This is a genomic window from Parafrankia sp. Ea1.12, from assembly GCF_900465275.1.
GTDB classification, from domain to species: domain Bacteria; phylum Actinomycetota; class Actinomycetes; order Frankiales; family Frankiaceae; genus Parafrankia; species Parafrankia soli.
This window is the reverse complement of record NZ_UBIZ01000550.1, coordinates 21,444-36,458: the sequence shown is the minus strand read 5'-3', so window position 1 is coordinate 36,458 and position 15,015 is coordinate 21,444. Positions and strand designations below refer to the sequence as shown.

The following is a 15,015-nucleotide window of genomic DNA, read 5'->3' as shown; positions in this document are numbered from 1 at the left end:
ACGAACCGGCAGATCGGCACACGGCTGGGGTTGTCGGAGAAGACGGTGAAGAACTACGTGTCGAGCATTCTGGAGAAGCTCGGCCTGGCGAGCCGTACGCAGGCCGCCGTCTACCTGATGAAGCAGAGTGGGGAGTAGGCGACTGTGGGAGTACGTCGCCGTCTGCGCGTTCCTCGGCTGCCTGGTTGCCGCGCGGGCGATCGTCCGCCGGTGCCGGTCGGCAGGTCCGCCCCGGCCCGGTGCGCACCCCGGTTCGAGGCCTCGGACCTGCATGGACGGCGATACCACCGGTAGGTCCACCCCCCGGCCCGGACGGCCCGGAGCGCGCTGGACCGATCCGAACGGCCCCTGAGAACAGGGCAGCAGGTCGGGTGAGAACGGGACCCTGAAGTCACCTGACGACGCGGGACGAATGGAGGATCGTAACGGGAACAGGGAAACGGACCAAGGAGGATGATCTCCATGTCTGGACTCGTCGATCGACACCGGCATCGTACGGCCCGCCGGCCCCCCGGTCTTTTCCCGACAGCGCCGGCGCGCGAGCTCTTCGGCTCGTAGGACGAGGCGGTGGGATCGCGGCCCGCGGATTTCCGCGGGCCGCTCGAACCGGAGCCGGATCGGCCGGTGTTTGAACACCGCTGTTTGGCCCGGTCGCGCCATTTTATTCGCCCGGATTGAATTCCGGGTGATTCTCCGCCGCGGCCTCTTCCTTCGTTCGCTGCCCGGCTTTCCGTTCAACGGTGTGGCCGGGCTCTGTGCGTGGGGCGCCCCGCGGATGGCGATCCGTCGTCCACGATCCTCGATCCTCGGCTTGATCCGCGGCGTCGATCAGCGGTGCCGGCGATTCGGTCGCGCGGCGGCGGGTGAAACCGAACAGGAATCGTCCAGAACACGGTCTGGAGACGTAGATGTTCGTGCAGAAGGACGCCTTTCCAGGGCAGGACACCGAGGTCCGCCCCGCGCCGTCGGAAATCCCGGGCCCTGCGCCCGTCCGGGAGCAGGCGGCCCGGGAAATCCGTCTCGACAGCCGCGAGACCGTGCAGACTCCCACCGCCGTGGTCTTTCTCACCGAGGACCGCGCGTACAAGCTGCGCCGGGCGGTCAACCACGGTTTCGTGGACCACCGCTCCCGCCGGGCCCGGCTGATCGCCTGCGAGGACGAGGTACGGCTCAACCGGCGCCTCGCCCCGGACGTGTACCTCGGCGTGGCCGACATCCGGGACGAGACCGGGGCACTGCGCGACCACATGGTCGTCATGCGACGGCTGCCGGCCGACCGCCGGCTCTCCGCGCTGATGACAGCCGACGTCTCCGGCGAGCTGCGTGGGCTCGCCCAGCGGCTCGTGGCGTTCCACGAAGGGTGCGAGACCACGCCCGAGAGCACCCGCACCGGTGGTCTGTGCGCGTTGGAGGCACTCTGGCTGGAGGCGATGGACGGCCTCGCGCCGTTCCGCGGCCGGATCCTCGACGCCGCCACCGTCGACGAGATCGGCCGGCTCGCGCTGCGCTACCTGACCGGCCGGGGCCCACTGCTCGCGGAGCGCCAGGCCGCCGGCCGGATCCGCGACGGCCACGGCGACCTGCTCGCCGACGACATCTACTGCCTGAACGACGGCCCGCGGGTCCTCAACTGCGTCGACGTCGACCCCGCGCTGCGGGCCGGTGACGTCCTCGGCGACGCAGCCTCCCTCGCGATGGACCTCGAACGGCTCGGCAACGCCACCGCGGCCCGGACGTTCCTCGACGCCTACCGTGAGTTCTCGGGCGAGACCCATCCAACGTCGCTGGAGGACCTCTACATCGCCTACCGGGCGGTCGTCCGCGCCAAGACCGCCTGCGTCCGCGACCACCAGGGTGACCCGGCCGCCGCCGACGAGGCCCGCCGGCTCACCGACATCGCGCTACGCCACCTGCGGCGCGGCCGTCCCCGGCTCGTCCTGGTCGGCGGCCTGCCCGGCACCGGCAAGTCGACACTGGCCAGCCATCTCGTCTCCGGCGAGGATGACTGGGTGCTGCTGAGCTCGGCCGCCGTCCGCGGCGAGCCGGTCGGAGCGGGCGCGACCGCCCCCGAGTCCGACTCCACCTCCGCCTCCGATTCGGCCGGGACGGAGCCCGCGGCGGGGTGCTACGGCGCGGACGCGACCGAGCACAGCTACGTGGAGGTGCTCACGCGGGCCCGCCACGCGCTCGAAAGAGGGAGGAGCGTCGTGATCGATGCCTCCTGGTCCTCGCGGCGGGTGCGCGCACGGGCCGCCGAGCTGGCGGCGGAGTGCGACGCCGACCTGATGCAGCTGCGGTGCGTGGTCCCGCCCCGGGTCGCGGTCGCCCGCATCGCCGACCGCGCGACCGTCCCCATCGCACTCGGCTCCACCGTGGACCGGTCCGGTCCGGTCCACTCGACCGCGACCCGTTCCGCTCCGGCGGGCGTCGCGCCGATCGGAGGGGCACCGATCGGCGCCGTCGCGGGTGGTGCCACCACCGGGCACCGCGCCGACCCGGCCAACGCCCTGGCCCCCGACGAGTGGATCTACCTGGACATGGCCACCCGCACCGATCCGTGGCCCGACGCACACGACATCGACACCTCCGCCCCAGTCGAACACGCAGTCACCGCCGCGCACCTTCTGATCAACTAGCCCACCCCATCCGCCTCGCCAGCCCCCTCTCGGCCGGGCGAGGTGATGTGTGGCGGGTGAGTGGGCCTATGGACGCACCCACCCGCCACTGGCCTATGCCTCCCGGTCCTTTTGCTGCAGATCTGTCTGATGCTGCCGCTCTGGCTCGAAGGTCAGGCGATGAGGCGGCTGGTGTAGCCGGCTGCGACGAGTTCGCGGTATGCGTTGTGGACGTCGTCGGGGACGGGTTGGGGGATGGCGTGTCCGCGTTCGGCGTAGAGCCAGATGCGTTGGGTGTCTCCGACGAGCATGGAGATGACGCGGTCGGTGTTGCCGATGCTGGCGACGTAGTCGTCGAGGGTGGCTGGTTGGGATGCGCAGCGGACGGTGACGTCGGGCCAGAGTCTGCGGCAGGTGGCGTAGGCGCGGCGCTGCTGGTAGGGCCGCGAGATGAGCGTGACGGAGCTGGGTGTCATGCCGTGGGTGGTGAGGAGGTCGCGGGTTCGGGTGATGTTCTCGCCGGTGTTGCGGGCGGTGGTTTCGGTGAGGATGGCGGAGTCGGGGACGTTGAGGGACAGTGCGTGTTCGCGGTAGTGGACCGCTTCACCGCGGGGGAATGTGCCGATGGTGGTGGGGGCGTTCGCGCCGGTGAACACGATCTGGGGGAACAGGCCCTGGTGGTAGAGGGTGGCGGTGCAGGTCGCGACGCTGAGGTCGTGGCTGCCCAGGCCCACGCCGACGTCGGTGGGGTGGGGGTCGTGGTGCATGTCGTGGTAGTTCCAGAGCACGTCGACCGGGCTCCGCAGCATGGTGGGCAGCGATGCGTCGGGGGGCATGAGCCGTCTGTGATGTCGAAAGGTTCGCGTCCCGATTATGTGGACGGCCGACGGTAGGTGAGGAAAAGCGCGCCGCTTTTCAGGGCGGTGTGGTCGGCCAGCTCCCAGCGCTTGGGATCGAACGGGGCGGCGCCGGAGAACAGTGGAATTCCGGTGCCGAGGGTCAACGGGCCCAGCTTTACGACCAGCTCGTCGATCTCCGGGTAGAGGACGCCGGCGAGTGTTCCTCCACCGACGAGCCAGACGTCCTTGCCGTCCTGCCTCTTCAGCTCCTGCGCTGTCGTGACCGGGTCGGTGGCGACCAGCTCGACACCCGGGTCCGGGCTGGTGGTCAGGGTTCGGGAGAAGACCAGGTGGCGAAGGTGCGGGAAGGCGTTCGTCACGCCGGCCCGCAGGCCGGTCTCGTAGCTGCGCCGGCCTTCCAGAACAGTGTCGAAGTGGGTTCCCGGGGCGGTTACCCCGAGGGCCGCGCGCGCCGGGCCGGGCAGGGTCTCCGGGTATTCGGCGACGAGGTGCTCGAGGTAGTCCTGCGGCACCGGCCAGAATCCGCCGGGTCCGGTCGGGTCGGCACCGTCCGGGCCCGCGACGAATCCGTCGACGGTGGAGGCGACGAGATAGACCAGCTTCCGCACGACACCACACTCCTCGGAATCGGGGAACCGGCGGCGGTCACGGTCAGGCGGCCGGCCCGACGCACGACCCTACCGGTGCGGTTCCGAGTCAAGATAGTCAACGGCGTTGACGTCTCGGCTTCGCCTTTCCGATCTTGAGAAGCCACGGCCTGGGGAGAGCACGGGGCCGCCACAAAACCTCTGGGCGACCCGGCCGGCGTGGGGTACGGTCGTTTCGTCATGAGGCACTGACCCCACCCGCGCCCGCGCCTGAGGCCACTGCCGAATCTGGATGCACTGCATCTGAGGCACTGCCCGGCGGGCGGAGGAGACCAGCCGCTCTGGTGGTGTCGCATGCCCGCAACAGCTCTGTCCGCCCATGACCTCGTCCGCGTGCTCGGTGGGCGCAGGGTTCTCGACGGCGTCTCCCTCACGGCCGTTCCCGGTCAGCGGATCGGACTGATCGGGGAGAACGGCGCCGGCAAGTCCACGCTGCTGCGCCTGTTGGCCGGGGTGGACGAGCCGGACGGCGGCTCCGTCGTCCGGCCCGTGGAGCTGGGGTTCCTCCACCAGGAGATGCCCTTCGACCCCGCCGTGACCATCCGTCACGTGCTCGACGACGCCCTGCGCGAAGCCCGCGCGGATCTCGCCGAGCTCGACCGGCTGACCAGCGCGCTCGCCGCCGGCGACTCCGCCCCTGGTGGCCCGGCCGACGGCGAGTCGACCGACAGCGGCACGGCCCCGGCCGACCTGCTCGCCGCGTACTCCGCGTGTCTCGACCGGGTCGAGGAGCATGCGGCCTGGGACGCGGACCGGCATGCCGAGATCGTCCTTGCCGGCCTCGGTCTCGCGCGGGTTCCGGCCGACCGCGCGCTCGGCTCACTCTCGGGCGGGCAGCGCGGCCGGCTCGCGCTCGGTGCGCTGCTGGTTCGCCGGCCCGCCGCGGTGCTGCTGGACGAGCCCACAAACCATCTTGACGATGACGCCGCGGCGTTCCTGGAGGAGCAGCTGCGGGCTCTGCCCGGGGTCGTGATCGCGGCGAGCCATGACCGGACTTTCCTGGACGCGGTGTGCACCGACCTGATCGACCTCGATCCCGCGCTGGGCGGCCCGACCCGCTACGGGGGTGCCTACACCGAGTACCAGCAGGCGCGGCGCCTGGAGCGGGAGCGCTGGGAGCGCCGGTTCGCCGAGGAGCAGGAGGAGCTGGCGGCGCTGCGGCACGCGGTCGCGGTGACCGCCCGCCAGGTCGCGCACAACCGCCCGCGTCGCGACAACGAGAAGATGAACTACGGCCGCACCGCCGGCCGGGTGCAGGACCAGGTGTCGCGGCGCGTGCGCAACGCCGCCCGCCGGCTCGGTGACCTGGAGCGGGAGCAGGTCCGGCGGCCACCGCGGCCGCTGCGGTTCAGGGTCGGCGCGCTCGTCGCCGAGCCGTCCGCCTCTCCGTCCGCTGCCCTGCCGTCGGCGGGCGTCCCGGTCCAGGCGGGTCCGGGGCAGGGGACCATCGTGTCGTTGCGGGGGGTGCGTGTTCCCGGCCGCCTCGTCCTCGACCGTCTCGACGTGACGGTGACGGACCGCCTGCTGCTCACCGGTCCCAACGGCGCGGGCAAGTCGACGCTGCTGGCGGTCCTGGCAGGCCGCTTCGAGCAGGCCGGCCCCGCGCTCGACCCGTCCGACCCGACACCCGGTGGTGTTCCCGGTGTTCCCGGTACGACCGGCGTGACGGGGGAGGTGCTGCGGCGGCGTGGGCTGCGGGTCGGCCTGCTGGCGCAGGACACGGTCTTCGCCCGGCCGGACCGCACCGCGCGGGACGTCTACACGCTCGCGCTGGGACCCGAGCGGGCCGCGGCGGTGCCGCTGGCCTCGCTCGGCCTGCTGGCCCCGCGTGACCTCGGCACGCGGGTGGGGGAGCTGTCGGTCGGGCAGCGGCGCAGGCTCGCGCTGGCGCTGCTGGTGGCGGACCCACCCGAGCTGCTGCTGCTCGACGAGCCCACCAACCATCTCTCGCCGGCACTCGCCGACGAGCTGGAGGAGGCGCTGGGCGGCGGCCCGGGCGCCATCGTGGTCGCCAGCCACGACCGCTGGCTGCGCTCCCGGTGGCCCGGCCGCGAGCTGAGGCTGACCCCGGCCGGGTGACGGTGGCGGCAGGCAGCGGCGCCAGCGGCGGATGGGGACGTCAGCGGCGCATGAGCAGTGTGTCCCCGAACAGGTGCGCGCCGACCATCTCGAAGTTCGTCGCGGCGAGGGTGATGTGGCGGGCCGCGGTGTGGACGTCGCGGAAGCAGCGGTCGAGGTCCCCGCCGGAGCGCAGCGCGCTCGCGCCGGCCGCGGTGTGCAGCATGGTGACGGCCTGGACGCAGTTCTCGCCGACGGCGGCCGCGGCGAGCCGGATCACCCCGCTCAGATCGTCGCCGCCGTTCTCGCCGCGCTCCGTCGCCTGGTCGGCGGCGTCCTCGAGCATCAGCCGGCTGGCGCGGACGAGCGCGGTGGCACGGGCGAACGTGGCCTGCACGGTGTGGCCGCCGGCGAGGGTCTCGGTCGCGCGGGCGGGAACGGTCTGGAGGGCGAGCTGGCGGAAGGCGCGCAGTGCGTCCTGGGCGATGCCGAGCGCGGTGGAGGCGGTGGTGAACGGCGCGAAGTCGTAGTAGGCGACGGCGTAACCCCGGGACTTTCGTGCGGTGGGTGGCCGCCGCAGCAGCGAGCCGTCGACGGTCTGGCTTTCGGGGACGACGATGTTGTCCACGGTGAAGGTCCCGCTGCCGGTGCCGCGCAGGCCCAGCGCGTGCCAGTCGTCGGTGAAGGTGGCGGCGCCGCGCGGGACGCACAGCATCCGGATCGGTGCGCTCCCCGTCGGGGCGCTACCCGGAACCTGGGCCTGGGCCGGAACCTGGGTCGGGGCGTGCGCGGGTGTCGACCTGCGCGCCGGGGTGTTCGTGGACGTCTGGGCGCAGCCGCCGGTGACGACCGCGCTGGCGACGAGCCAGTCGGCGTGGGTGGCGCCGCTGGCGAACGACCAGCGGCCCCGGAGCCGGTACCCGCCGGGTACCGGCACCGCCTGGCCGGTCGGGTTGATGCCGCCGACGACGAGCCCGTGGCTGCTGCAGAAGATGCGGCAGGCGGCCTGGTCGGACAGGTAGTCGGAGATGCGCCCGATCGCGCCCTGCACGCCCATCTGCCAGGCGGCGGACGGGTCGGTGCGCGCGATCGCCTGCAGCACCGCCGATCCGGTGCGCAGACTCACCCCCGCGCCGCCGAACGCGCGGGACACCCACATCCGGTGGAAGCCCTGCTCCCGCAACGCGTCGATGACCTCCGGGGAGGTGGCGCGGTCCTCCTCGGCCCGGGACCGGTGCTCGGCGAGCAGGCCGGTGACCTTCTCGACCCGGGTCAGCCACTGCTCGGTCTCCTCGGCGTGGGCCTGGGGGAGGGTGGTCATCGTTACCGGCCGCCTTCGTGTCGCGCTCGTCGCTGGAGTGGACATCCGGCCGGGGCCGCGCGCTGGGGCAGATCCGCATCCACGATCTGATGGTAGGGAATCTTCCGTAGGATCGACGGCTGAAAGGAAATAGTGCCGTGTGTGCGGCTCTCCTGTGGCCTGTTCGCGGGGGTGAAGGTGGCCGGGCCCGCCGGCCTTGGTCCCCTTGTGGGGACCCGGCCGGCGTGCTCCGCGACGGGGCCGCCCGGCTACCGGCCGTCGGCGGCGCGCTCGATCGCGGCGATGTCGATCTTCCCCATGGTGAGCATCGCCTGGGTGGCGCGCTGGGCGCGCTCCGGGTCGGGGTCACCGACCAGTTCGGTCAGCCGGGTGGGGACGACCTGCCAGGACAGGCCGAAACGGTCGGTGAGCCAGCCGCACTGGCTTTCCTTGCCGCCGCCGTCGGTGAGGGCGTTCCAGTAGTGATCCACCTCGGCCTGGTCGGCGCAGGGGATCTGGAACGAGATCGCCTCGGAGAAGGTGAACTCCGGTCCGCCGTTGAGCGCGACGTATTCCTGCCCGTCGAGGGTGAAGGAGACGGTCAGGGCCAGGCCCTCGGGTCGGTGCATGCCCGGCCCGTAGCGGGTGACGCCGGTGATGGCCGAGTTCGGGAAGACGGAGACGTAGAGCGCGGCGGCCTCCTCGGCGTCGGTGTCGAACCACAGGCAGGGAATCGTCTTCGGCATCGCTGTTTCCTCCACTGGTCGTGACGCCCGCTGGTCGTGGACGCCCGGGTCCGGCAGTCTGGCCTGCCGGTGGTAGGACCGGCGGGCGTGCGTGAACTCATCGGCGCGGCGGGACGTTCTCCCTACGGGCCTGGCAGGGGTTTTTGCGGCGGGCTCGGCTGTCGCGTGTCCGTTGCGGCGGTTTCGGGCTCGTGTGGCGGGTAGTACGGGGAGAATTCGGTCGTGCCGGAGAAGGCGGAGCAACCAATGCAGAGCGACCGAGCCGCGGGCCGGGAGCGCCGGCTGGCCGGCCGGTACCGGCTGGGCCGCGTGCTCGGCAGCGGCGGGGCGGGAATCGTCCGCGAGGGCGAGGACATGCTCCTGCGCCGGCCGGTCGCCATCAAGCAGGTGCGCCTGCCGCCGCTCGCCTCCGAGACCGAGCGGGAGATCATCGGCGAGCGGGTGCTGCGCGAGGCGCGCGCGGCGGCGCGGCTGCGCCATCCCGGTCTGGTGGCCGTCTACGACGTCATCGACGCCGAGGATTCGCCGTGGATCGTCATGGAGCTGGTCGACGGCCGGTCGCTGGCAGAGGAGATCCGTGCGTCGGGCCGGCTCGCGCCGGCGTGGGTGGCGCGCATCGGGGTGAGCCTGGCCTACGCGCTGGAGGCGGCGCACCGCGCCGGGGTCGTGCACCGGGACGTCAAACCGGGCAACGTGCTGCTGACCGCGGACGGGCAGGCCCGACTCACCGACTTCGGCATCGCCGTCAGCGAGGGCGACGCGACCCTGACCAGCACGGGGATGGTGGTCGGCTCGCCTGCCTACATCCCGCCCGAGCGGGCCCGCGGCGCGCGGGTGGGCGTGCCCGGTGACGTGTGGGGCCTGGGCGCCACGCTGTTCACCGCGGTGGAGGGCGAGGCGCCGTACGCGGGTGAGGGCGCCCTGGCGACGCTGGCGGCCATCATCCAGGATCGGCGCCGTCCTTACCGGCACGCGGGCCCGTTGCAGGACGTCATCGACCAGCTGCTCGATCCCGATCCGGCGCGGCGCCCGTCGCTGGCGCAGGCCCGGGCGCAGCTGCGGCGGATCGCGGCCACCGCCGAGCCGCATCCGACCGCCGTGTTCGACGCGGAGGCCGACGCGCTGCTCGACGCCGACGTCGGCGACCGGCCGGACGCGCCCCTACCCGGGCCGGCGGAAGCCGAGGAGGACGCCGATCTCGGGCTCGGCGACGACCTCGGATCCGGCAACAGCGCCGGCGCCGGCAGCGGCAGCGGCAGCGGCAGAGCAGCGGGCCGTGGGGCCGGCACCGGACCGCGGACGGGCCCGCGTGCCGGCTTCACCTTCGGTACCGGCCCCGCCGCCCGGACCGGATCCTCAGACGCTGGCCCAGGACCGCGGCCGAGTCCAGGTGCCGATCCAGGGCCGGGGCCGGATCCAGCCGCGGGTGCGCGCGTCGGCGGGGCCGCGGCCGCGCCGGAACGGCGCCGTCGGGTGGTGCTGCTGGCGATGGTCGTCGCCCTGCTGCTCGCCGCGGGCGGGGTCGGGCTCGGGCTGGCCCTGACCGGCGGTTCGGACACCCCGTCGGCCGGCCTGGCGTCAGGTACCAGCGCCCCGGCCACACCCGCGGGTACCGGCGGGCCGTCCGCGGGCGCGTCGACCAGCCCGACCGGTGGGCAGGCCGTGACACCGGGAACCTCCGCCACTCCGGGCGGCACCAGCCCGGCGTCGGCGACGCCGGGTCAGGGCGGTTCGGGCGGCGTGCCGTCGCTGGACAGGCTCGGCACGGTGATCCCGGACGACACCGCGCCCGCGCCGGCGCCGGCCGGGCTCGAGACGTACCGTGGCGCGGCCGGGTGGTCGCTCGCCGTCCCGCCGCAGTGGGCCCGATCGCGCCGTGACGGGGACCGCGAGACCTTCACGGCTCCCGGGGGCTACCCGAATCTGCTCGTCGAGACGCGGGACGTCGCCGGCCCGTCCTCGATCGGCGCGTGGCACGAGCTCGAGCCCGGCACCCGGCGCACCACCGCCGGCTACCAGCTGGTCTCGATCCGCCCGTCGGACGGGGCGGACGGGACGACGTCCGCGGTGTGGGAGTTCACCCTCACCTCAGGCGGGCAGACGGTGCACGTCCTGGACTTCGGTGTGGTCCGCAACGGGCACGGCTACGCGCTGTTCTGGCGGGTGCCCGAGGCCCAGTGGCAGGACCAGCTCGAGCTGATCCGCACCATCACCGCGACCTTCCGCCCCGGGCCCTGACCGCCGCCGCGCCGCGGCCGATCGCCGAGGCGCGACCGGCGGCGCGGGCCGCCGCCGCTGGCGCCACCAGCGGCGGCGGGTCAGCCGCGGCGGGGCCGTGTGCCGCGGCGGCTGGCGACCCGCCGGGCCATCGCCCGCAGCTGGTCGGAACTCAGCGGCTGCTTGTACACGGTGGCGTGCGCGCGGACCAGGCCGACGATCGGTTCCAGGTCCTCGTCGGGCGCGTCGATGCCGTGCCGGTCCATCGCGTGCCGCACGGCGGCGCGGCCGCTGTGCTTGCCCAGCACCAGCCGCCGGCGCGCGCCGACCTCCGCCGGGTCGAACGGCTCGTAGGTCGCCGGGGCGCGCAGCACGCCGTGCACGTGGATGCCGGACTCGTGGTCGAACACGGCGTCGCCGACCACGGCCTTGCCGGCGGGAACCGGCCGGCGCGACGCGCCGGCGACCAGCCGCGCCAGCGGGCGGAACGCGGCGGTGTCCAGGTCGACGGGCAGGCCGAGCAGGTGCCGCAGCGCCATCGCGACCTCCTCGGTCGGCGCGTTGCCGGCCCGCTCGCCCAGGCCGGCCACCGTGGTGCTCACCCAGGTGAACCCGGCCTGCACCGCGGCGATCGTGTTCGCGGTCGCCAGGCCGAAGTCGTCGTGGGCGTGGATCTCCCACGGCCCGGGGACGGCGTCGAGCAGCGCCCGCAGCCGCGTGTGCAGGGTGATCGGATTGGCCACCCCGACCGTGTCCGCCCAACGGAACCGGGTGACGCCGAGGCGCCGTAGCTCCCCGGCCAGGTCGATGACGAAGCCGTCGTCCGCGCGGGAGGCGTCCTCGAAGCCGACGCTCACCCGCAGGCCACGGTCGGTGGCGTCGAGGACGCAGTCGCGGATGCGGGCCCGCGCCCAGGCCCGGTCCTTGCCGAGCTTGGTGCGCAGGTGCAGGTCGGAGGCGGGGATGGTCAGGTGCGCGGCGTCGACCCCGCTGGCGACGGCGGCGTCGACGTCGCGGCGGTCCGCGCGGCACCAGGCGACCACGCCGGCCCGCTCGACCGCCGCGACGACGCGGCGCAGGACATCCACCTCGACCGGCCCCATCGCCGGCACCCCGGCCTCGATCTGGTGCACGCCGGCGGCGTCGAGCGCGACCGCGATGGCGATCTTCTCCTTGGCGGTGAAGGCGACCCCCGGGGTCTGCTCGCCGTCACGCAGGGTGGTGTCGCAGAACCGGACCGGACCGGGGCCAGGCCCGGGGTCCGGCCCGGACCCGTTCTCCCGAGCGTGATCCGTCGGGACGGGGCGCGGCGCGGGCGGGCAGGACGACGTGCCGCTCTTCATGATGGTCACCGGCACTTTCGACGGCTGAGGAGAATCCGGCGCTGGCTGTGTGTTCCCGGTCTCGCGGGCCGGCTCATACAGGCAGACGCACGGTTCCAGGCGACCGGAATCGCTCAGGACCCTATGTTCCGTCGATTTCGTGCGCGGGTCGTGCGGTAGCGGCGAGGTTAACAGGATAGTCCGCGGCGAGGGCGGTACCTTTTCGGGGACGGGAAATCCTGCGGAGGTCGAAGGATAATCTCCCGCGCCGGGAAATCCGCCCTGCCGCCCGGCGGGCTCAGCCCAGCGACGCGGCGAGCGCCCGGCGGATGTCGCCGGTGCTGTGCAGCGGCACGCCGACCGCCGAGCCGATCGCCCGGCGCAGCTTCGCCAGCAGCTTCTCCTGGGCGTCCGGCGGCGAGATCCGCAGGTAGACGTCGATCACGTCGTCGACCGTCTCGTGGCCGCGCAGCTCCTCGACGCGCTGGTGCTTGTAGACGCCGACCGGGTGGCTCAGCCGCGACGACGTCACATAGAAGTGGATGCGTTCCAGGACGGACGGCAGCTCCTCGGGATGCGTCGCCAGCCGCCGCTTCAGGTAGTAGAGGAACTCGCGGGCGTGCCCGGCCTCGTCCCGGCTGGCGCGCAGGTACAGGTCGGCCAGGACGGGTTCCTGCACCCAGGCCGCCATCGCCCGGTAGACCGTGTTGACGGTGATCTCGCTGATCACGTTCGTGGCCAGTGTGGCGCTCGGCGTGACCCCCGGCTCGTAGGGCTCCCGCAGCGCCTCGACCTTGGCCTGCTCGATGTGCACGCCGACGGCGCGCAGCCACGCCCGGAAACCGAAGTGGTGCTGCAGCTCCTGGTAGGCCCAGATGGCCACGAAGGCCGAGCAGTCGTAGTCGTCCGCGAACTCGCTGAGAAAGCCGTGCAGGCCGGGCAGGGACGTCGCCTCGCCGAGCACGACGCCCTTGGCGGTGGCGATGTCCTCGGGCCGGACGAGGTCGTGCCGGATGTTCTCCAGGCCGACGTCGGAGACCTTCCACTGGAGGCGCTCGTAGTGCAGGAAGGCGTCGAAGCTGTGGGACTCGCCGGCGAGGGCGTCGCCGGCGCCGGATCCGTCGGTTCGGGAATCGCTGCTCGGGGTATTGCCGGTGTGGATGTCGGTCGGTGCCGTGGTGACGGCCATGGGTGGACTCCTTCGGAGATCTCCCGGAGTATCTCGCATCCATTGTCGGGCTGTTTCCGGGAATTCCCAGCCACGGCTCCGGACGGCAATCGCGCAATTCCGCGCGCTAATCGTGCCCTCGAGGCCCTTCGCGGTGGTTCAGGTGGTGCGGACCGGGACGGTGAGCAGGTCCTCGCCGGTGCCGCTGACCACCACGACACGTACGAGCCGTCCTGCCGGGATGGCGGACGTCCCGCGTACGTCGACCGCGCCGCGGTAGTCGGCGGTCCAGGTCGCCGCGGTGTCGCTGCTGCCGTCCTCGGACACGGCGACCAGGGCGCAGGTCGTTCCCGGCCGCACGCCCCACAGCCGGATGGTGAAGCCCGCGCCGGAGGGGACGTCGGTCACCCAGACCTCCGCCCACACGCGGGTGGTCGCGTCCGCCGCCGACACCAGCCGGCCCGCCGGCCCGTCCGGCGAGGATGTCAGCGCCACGGTGCCCGTGATCGACCCGCCGGCGACGACGGCGGACAGCGCCGCGGCGGCCAGCGCGCGCCGCCGGCGTGCCGTGCGCCGGGACCGGGCGAGCCCGGCGAGCGCGCGGTCGACGGCGCGCTCGCCGGGCTCGCCTGCCGCGGCGGCGGGCGGGGGATCGGTGACGTCGGCGAGGCGCAGGCGGGAGAGCAGGCCCGGCAGCCCGGCCAGCCGGGTCAGCTCGGCGCGGCAGTCGGGACATCCGTCCAGATGAGTCTCCACCGCGGCGCGTTCTCCGGGGGCGAGCGCGCCGAGCACGTAGCAGCCGAGCGTGACGCGCAGCGCCGAGCAGGTGTCGGTCACGGCGCCCACCCCTGCTCCTCCAGCGCCAGCCGCAGCGCGCGCAGGCCGTAGTAGACCCGGGACTTCACCGTGCCCTCCGGAATATCCAGCGCCGCCGCCGCCTCGGCCACCGAGCGGCCGAGGAAGTACGTCTTGACCAGCGCGGCGCGGTGTTCCAGGCTGAGTGTGCGGAACGCCTCCGCGACCTGCCAGCTTTCCATCGCCCGTTCCAGGTCGTCGCCGGCGGGCAGCGACGCCAGGACGTCGCCGGGCAGTTCGGCCGGGCGGGCCCGGCGGGCGCGCTGCTCGTCCACGACGATCCGGGCCGCGACGGTGAACAGCCACGGGCGCAGCGGCCGGTCGTCCGCGCCGAGCTTCGGCGCCTGCCGCCAGGCCCGCAGCATCGTCTCCTGCACGACGTCCTCGGCCCGGCCGCGGTCACCGGTCAGCCGGGTGGTGAAGGCGAGCAGTGCCGCCCCGTGCTCGGCGTGCACGGCACGCACGAACACGGCCCCGGGGTCGTCCACCCCGGGCCGGCCGCCGCGGCGCAGTCCCACATCCCCCCTTCACGGGCAGAACGGCCGTTCGGTTCAGCGGCCGCGCTGTCGGACGGGTGACAGCGGTCACGGTGAACCGGGACGGCCCGTGCCGCGTGACATCCCACGTCCGCACCGGCTCCCGGCCCTTCCGAGGTGCTGGCCCTTCCGAGAGACAGGAGAACATGTGATGCACCGTCCGCATACCCGTACCGCGGCCGCACTGGCGACCGGCGTCATGCTGCTCGCCCTCACCGCCGCCTGCGGGGGCGGCGACGACACCGCCGCCGCGCCGGCGGCCTCCCAGCCCGCCGCGGCCACGGCCGCGCCGTGGACCGGTGCGCCGAGCGCGGGCGCGACCGCGGGAGCAGGCGCCCCGGCGGCGCCGACGGCGACCGGCACGACCGTCACGGTCACCGCGACCGAGTTCGCGCTCAAGCTCTCCCAGGACACCTTCACCGCGGGCACCTACACGTTCGTCACCACGAACGACGGCCAGGCGATCCACGCCCTGGAGATCGAGGGACCGGGCGTGAGCGGCTCGGAGACAGCGGACCTCGGGCCGGGCCAGTCCGAGGGACTCACCGTCGCCCTCAGCCCGGGCACGTACAAGCTGTACTGCCCCGTCGGCAACCACGAGTCGCGGGGCATGTCCACGGAGATCACCGTGACCTGACCTCGCCCCGCCTGGTCGTGGTCCGCCTGGCCGTGGTCCGCGTCCGGGGCGGCG

Annotated in this window: 13 protein-coding genes; 5 read left to right on the top strand and 8 right to left on the bottom strand. The window is 73.5% G+C overall.

Features of this window, described 5'->3' with window-relative positions; genetic code table 11:
* Nucleotides 1-138: LuxR C-terminal-related transcriptional regulator (locus tag FMEAI12_RS31260; protein WP_146776810.1), on the top strand; the 138-nt coding region annotated here is incomplete at its 5' end.
* A gap of 770 nt (nt 139-908) precedes the next feature.
* Nucleotides 909-2,636, top strand: coding sequence for an AAA family ATPase (locus FMEAI12_RS31255; RefSeq protein ID WP_112108846.1), 1,728 nt, complete (start codon nt 909-911; stop codon nt 2,634-2,636).
* A gap of 152 nt (nt 2,637-2,788) precedes the next feature.
* Here the strand turns inward: FMEAI12_RS31255 and FMEAI12_RS31250 are convergent, their stop codons facing one another.
* Together FMEAI12_RS31250 and FMEAI12_RS31245 are read right to left on the bottom strand one after the other, a co-directional pair.
* Nucleotides 2,789-3,451 (bottom strand): YdcF family protein, encoded by a 663-nt coding sequence (locus FMEAI12_RS31250; protein WP_112108845.1) that lies wholly within the window; start codon nt 3,449-3,451, stop codon nt 2,789-2,791.
* A gap of 35 nt (nt 3,452-3,486) precedes the next feature.
* Nucleotides 3,487-4,083, bottom strand: a complete 597-nt coding sequence (locus FMEAI12_RS31245; RefSeq protein ID WP_112108844.1) for a dihydrofolate reductase family protein — start codon at nt 4,081-4,083, stop codon at nt 3,487-3,489.
* A gap of 333 nt (nt 4,084-4,416) precedes the next feature.
* Between FMEAI12_RS31245 and FMEAI12_RS31240 the strand changes: the two genes are divergently transcribed.
* Complete coding sequence (locus tag FMEAI12_RS31240) at nt 4,417-6,201, top strand: ABC-F family ATP-binding cassette domain-containing protein (protein WP_112108843.1); 1,785 nt, start codon at nt 4,417-4,419, stop codon at nt 6,199-6,201.
* A 40-nt stretch (nt 6,202-6,241) separates the two neighbouring features.
* Here FMEAI12_RS31240 and FMEAI12_RS31235 read toward each other — a convergent pair whose 3' ends face one another.
* Both FMEAI12_RS31235 and FMEAI12_RS31230 read right to left on the bottom strand, forming a co-directional pair.
* Nucleotides 6,242-7,501, bottom strand: a complete 1,260-nt coding sequence (locus tag FMEAI12_RS31235) for an acyl-CoA dehydrogenase family protein (protein ID WP_112108842.1) — start codon at nt 7,499-7,501, stop codon at nt 6,242-6,244.
* Between the two features lie 248 nt (nt 7,502-7,749).
* Nucleotides 7,750-8,226, bottom strand: coding sequence for a VOC family protein (locus tag FMEAI12_RS31230; protein WP_112108841.1), 477 nt, complete (start codon nt 8,224-8,226; stop codon nt 7,750-7,752).
* A gap of 222 nt (nt 8,227-8,448) precedes the next feature.
* Between FMEAI12_RS31230 and FMEAI12_RS39550 the strand changes: the two genes are divergently transcribed.
* Nucleotides 8,449-10,464, top strand: a complete 2,016-nt coding sequence (locus FMEAI12_RS39550; protein ID WP_304598640.1) for a serine/threonine-protein kinase — start codon at nt 8,449-8,451, stop codon at nt 10,462-10,464.
* Between the two features lie 80 nt (nt 10,465-10,544).
* Here FMEAI12_RS39550 and nifV read toward each other — a convergent pair whose 3' ends face one another.
* The 4 genes from nifV to FMEAI12_RS31205 all read right to left on the bottom strand — a co-directional run bounded on the left by nifV (nt 10,545) and on the right by FMEAI12_RS31205 (nt 14,276).
* Nucleotides 10,545-11,786 carry a homocitrate synthase gene (gene nifV, locus FMEAI12_RS31220; RefSeq protein ID WP_112108850.1) on the bottom strand — a complete coding sequence of 414 codons (1,242 nt, stop codon included), beginning with the start codon at nt 11,784-11,786 and terminating at the stop codon, nt 10,545-10,547.
* 277 nt (nt 11,787-12,063) lie between these two features.
* The gene (locus tag FMEAI12_RS31215; RefSeq protein ID WP_083391003.1) at nt 12,064-12,954 is read right to left on the bottom strand and encodes a ferritin-like domain-containing protein; all 891 of its coding nucleotides are present in this window, start codon (nt 12,952-12,954) and stop codon (nt 12,064-12,066) included.
* 138 nt (nt 12,955-13,092) lie between these two features.
* Nucleotides 13,093-13,779 (bottom strand): zf-HC2 domain-containing protein, encoded by a 687-nt coding sequence (locus FMEAI12_RS31210; RefSeq protein ID WP_112108839.1) that lies wholly within the window; start codon nt 13,777-13,779, stop codon nt 13,093-13,095.
* On the bottom strand, nt 13,767-14,276 hold the full coding sequence (locus tag FMEAI12_RS31205; protein WP_112108849.1) for a sigma-70 family RNA polymerase sigma factor: 510 nt from the start codon (nt 14,274-14,276) through the stop codon (nt 13,767-13,769). Before FMEAI12_RS31205 ends, FMEAI12_RS31210 begins: the two co-directional genes overlap by 13 nt.
* Before the next feature lie 199 nt (nt 14,277-14,475).
* Between FMEAI12_RS31205 and FMEAI12_RS31200 the strand changes: the two genes are divergently transcribed.
* On the top strand, nt 14,476-14,961 hold the full coding sequence (locus tag FMEAI12_RS31200) for a hypothetical protein (protein WP_235014879.1): 486 nt from the start codon (nt 14,476-14,478) through the stop codon (nt 14,959-14,961).
* Nucleotides 14,962-15,015: the final 54 nt, after the last annotated feature.

Bases quoted from the DNA above. Each gene is read 5' to 3' on its own strand.
- FMEAI12_RS31255 (WP_112108846.1), top strand. From the start codon at position 909: ATGTTCGTGCAGAAGGACGCCTTTCCAGGGCAGGACACCGAGGTCCGC.
- FMEAI12_RS31250 (WP_112108845.1), bottom strand. From the start codon at position 3,451: ATGCCCCCCGACGCATCGCTGCCCACCATGCTGCGGAGCCCGGTCGAC.
- FMEAI12_RS31240 (WP_112108843.1), top strand. From the start codon at position 4,417: ATGCCCGCAACAGCTCTGTCCGCCCATGACCTCGTCCGCGTGCTCGGT.
- FMEAI12_RS31235 (WP_112108842.1), bottom strand. From the start codon at position 7,501: ATGACCACCCTCCCCCAGGCCCACGCCGAGGAGACCGAGCAGTGGCTG.
- FMEAI12_RS31230 (WP_112108841.1), bottom strand. From the start codon at position 8,226: ATGCCGAAGACGATTCCCTGCCTGTGGTTCGACACCGACGCCGAGGAG.
- nifV (WP_112108850.1), bottom strand. From the start codon at position 11,786: ATGAAGAGCGGCACGTCGTCCTGCCCGCCCGCGCCGCGCCCCGTCCCG.
- FMEAI12_RS31215 (WP_083391003.1), bottom strand. From the start codon at position 12,954: ATGGCCGTCACCACGGCACCGACCGACATCCACACCGGCAATACCCCG.
- FMEAI12_RS31200 (WP_235014879.1), top strand. From the start codon at position 14,476: ATGCACCGTCCGCATACCCGTACCGCGGCCGCACTGGCGACCGGCGTC.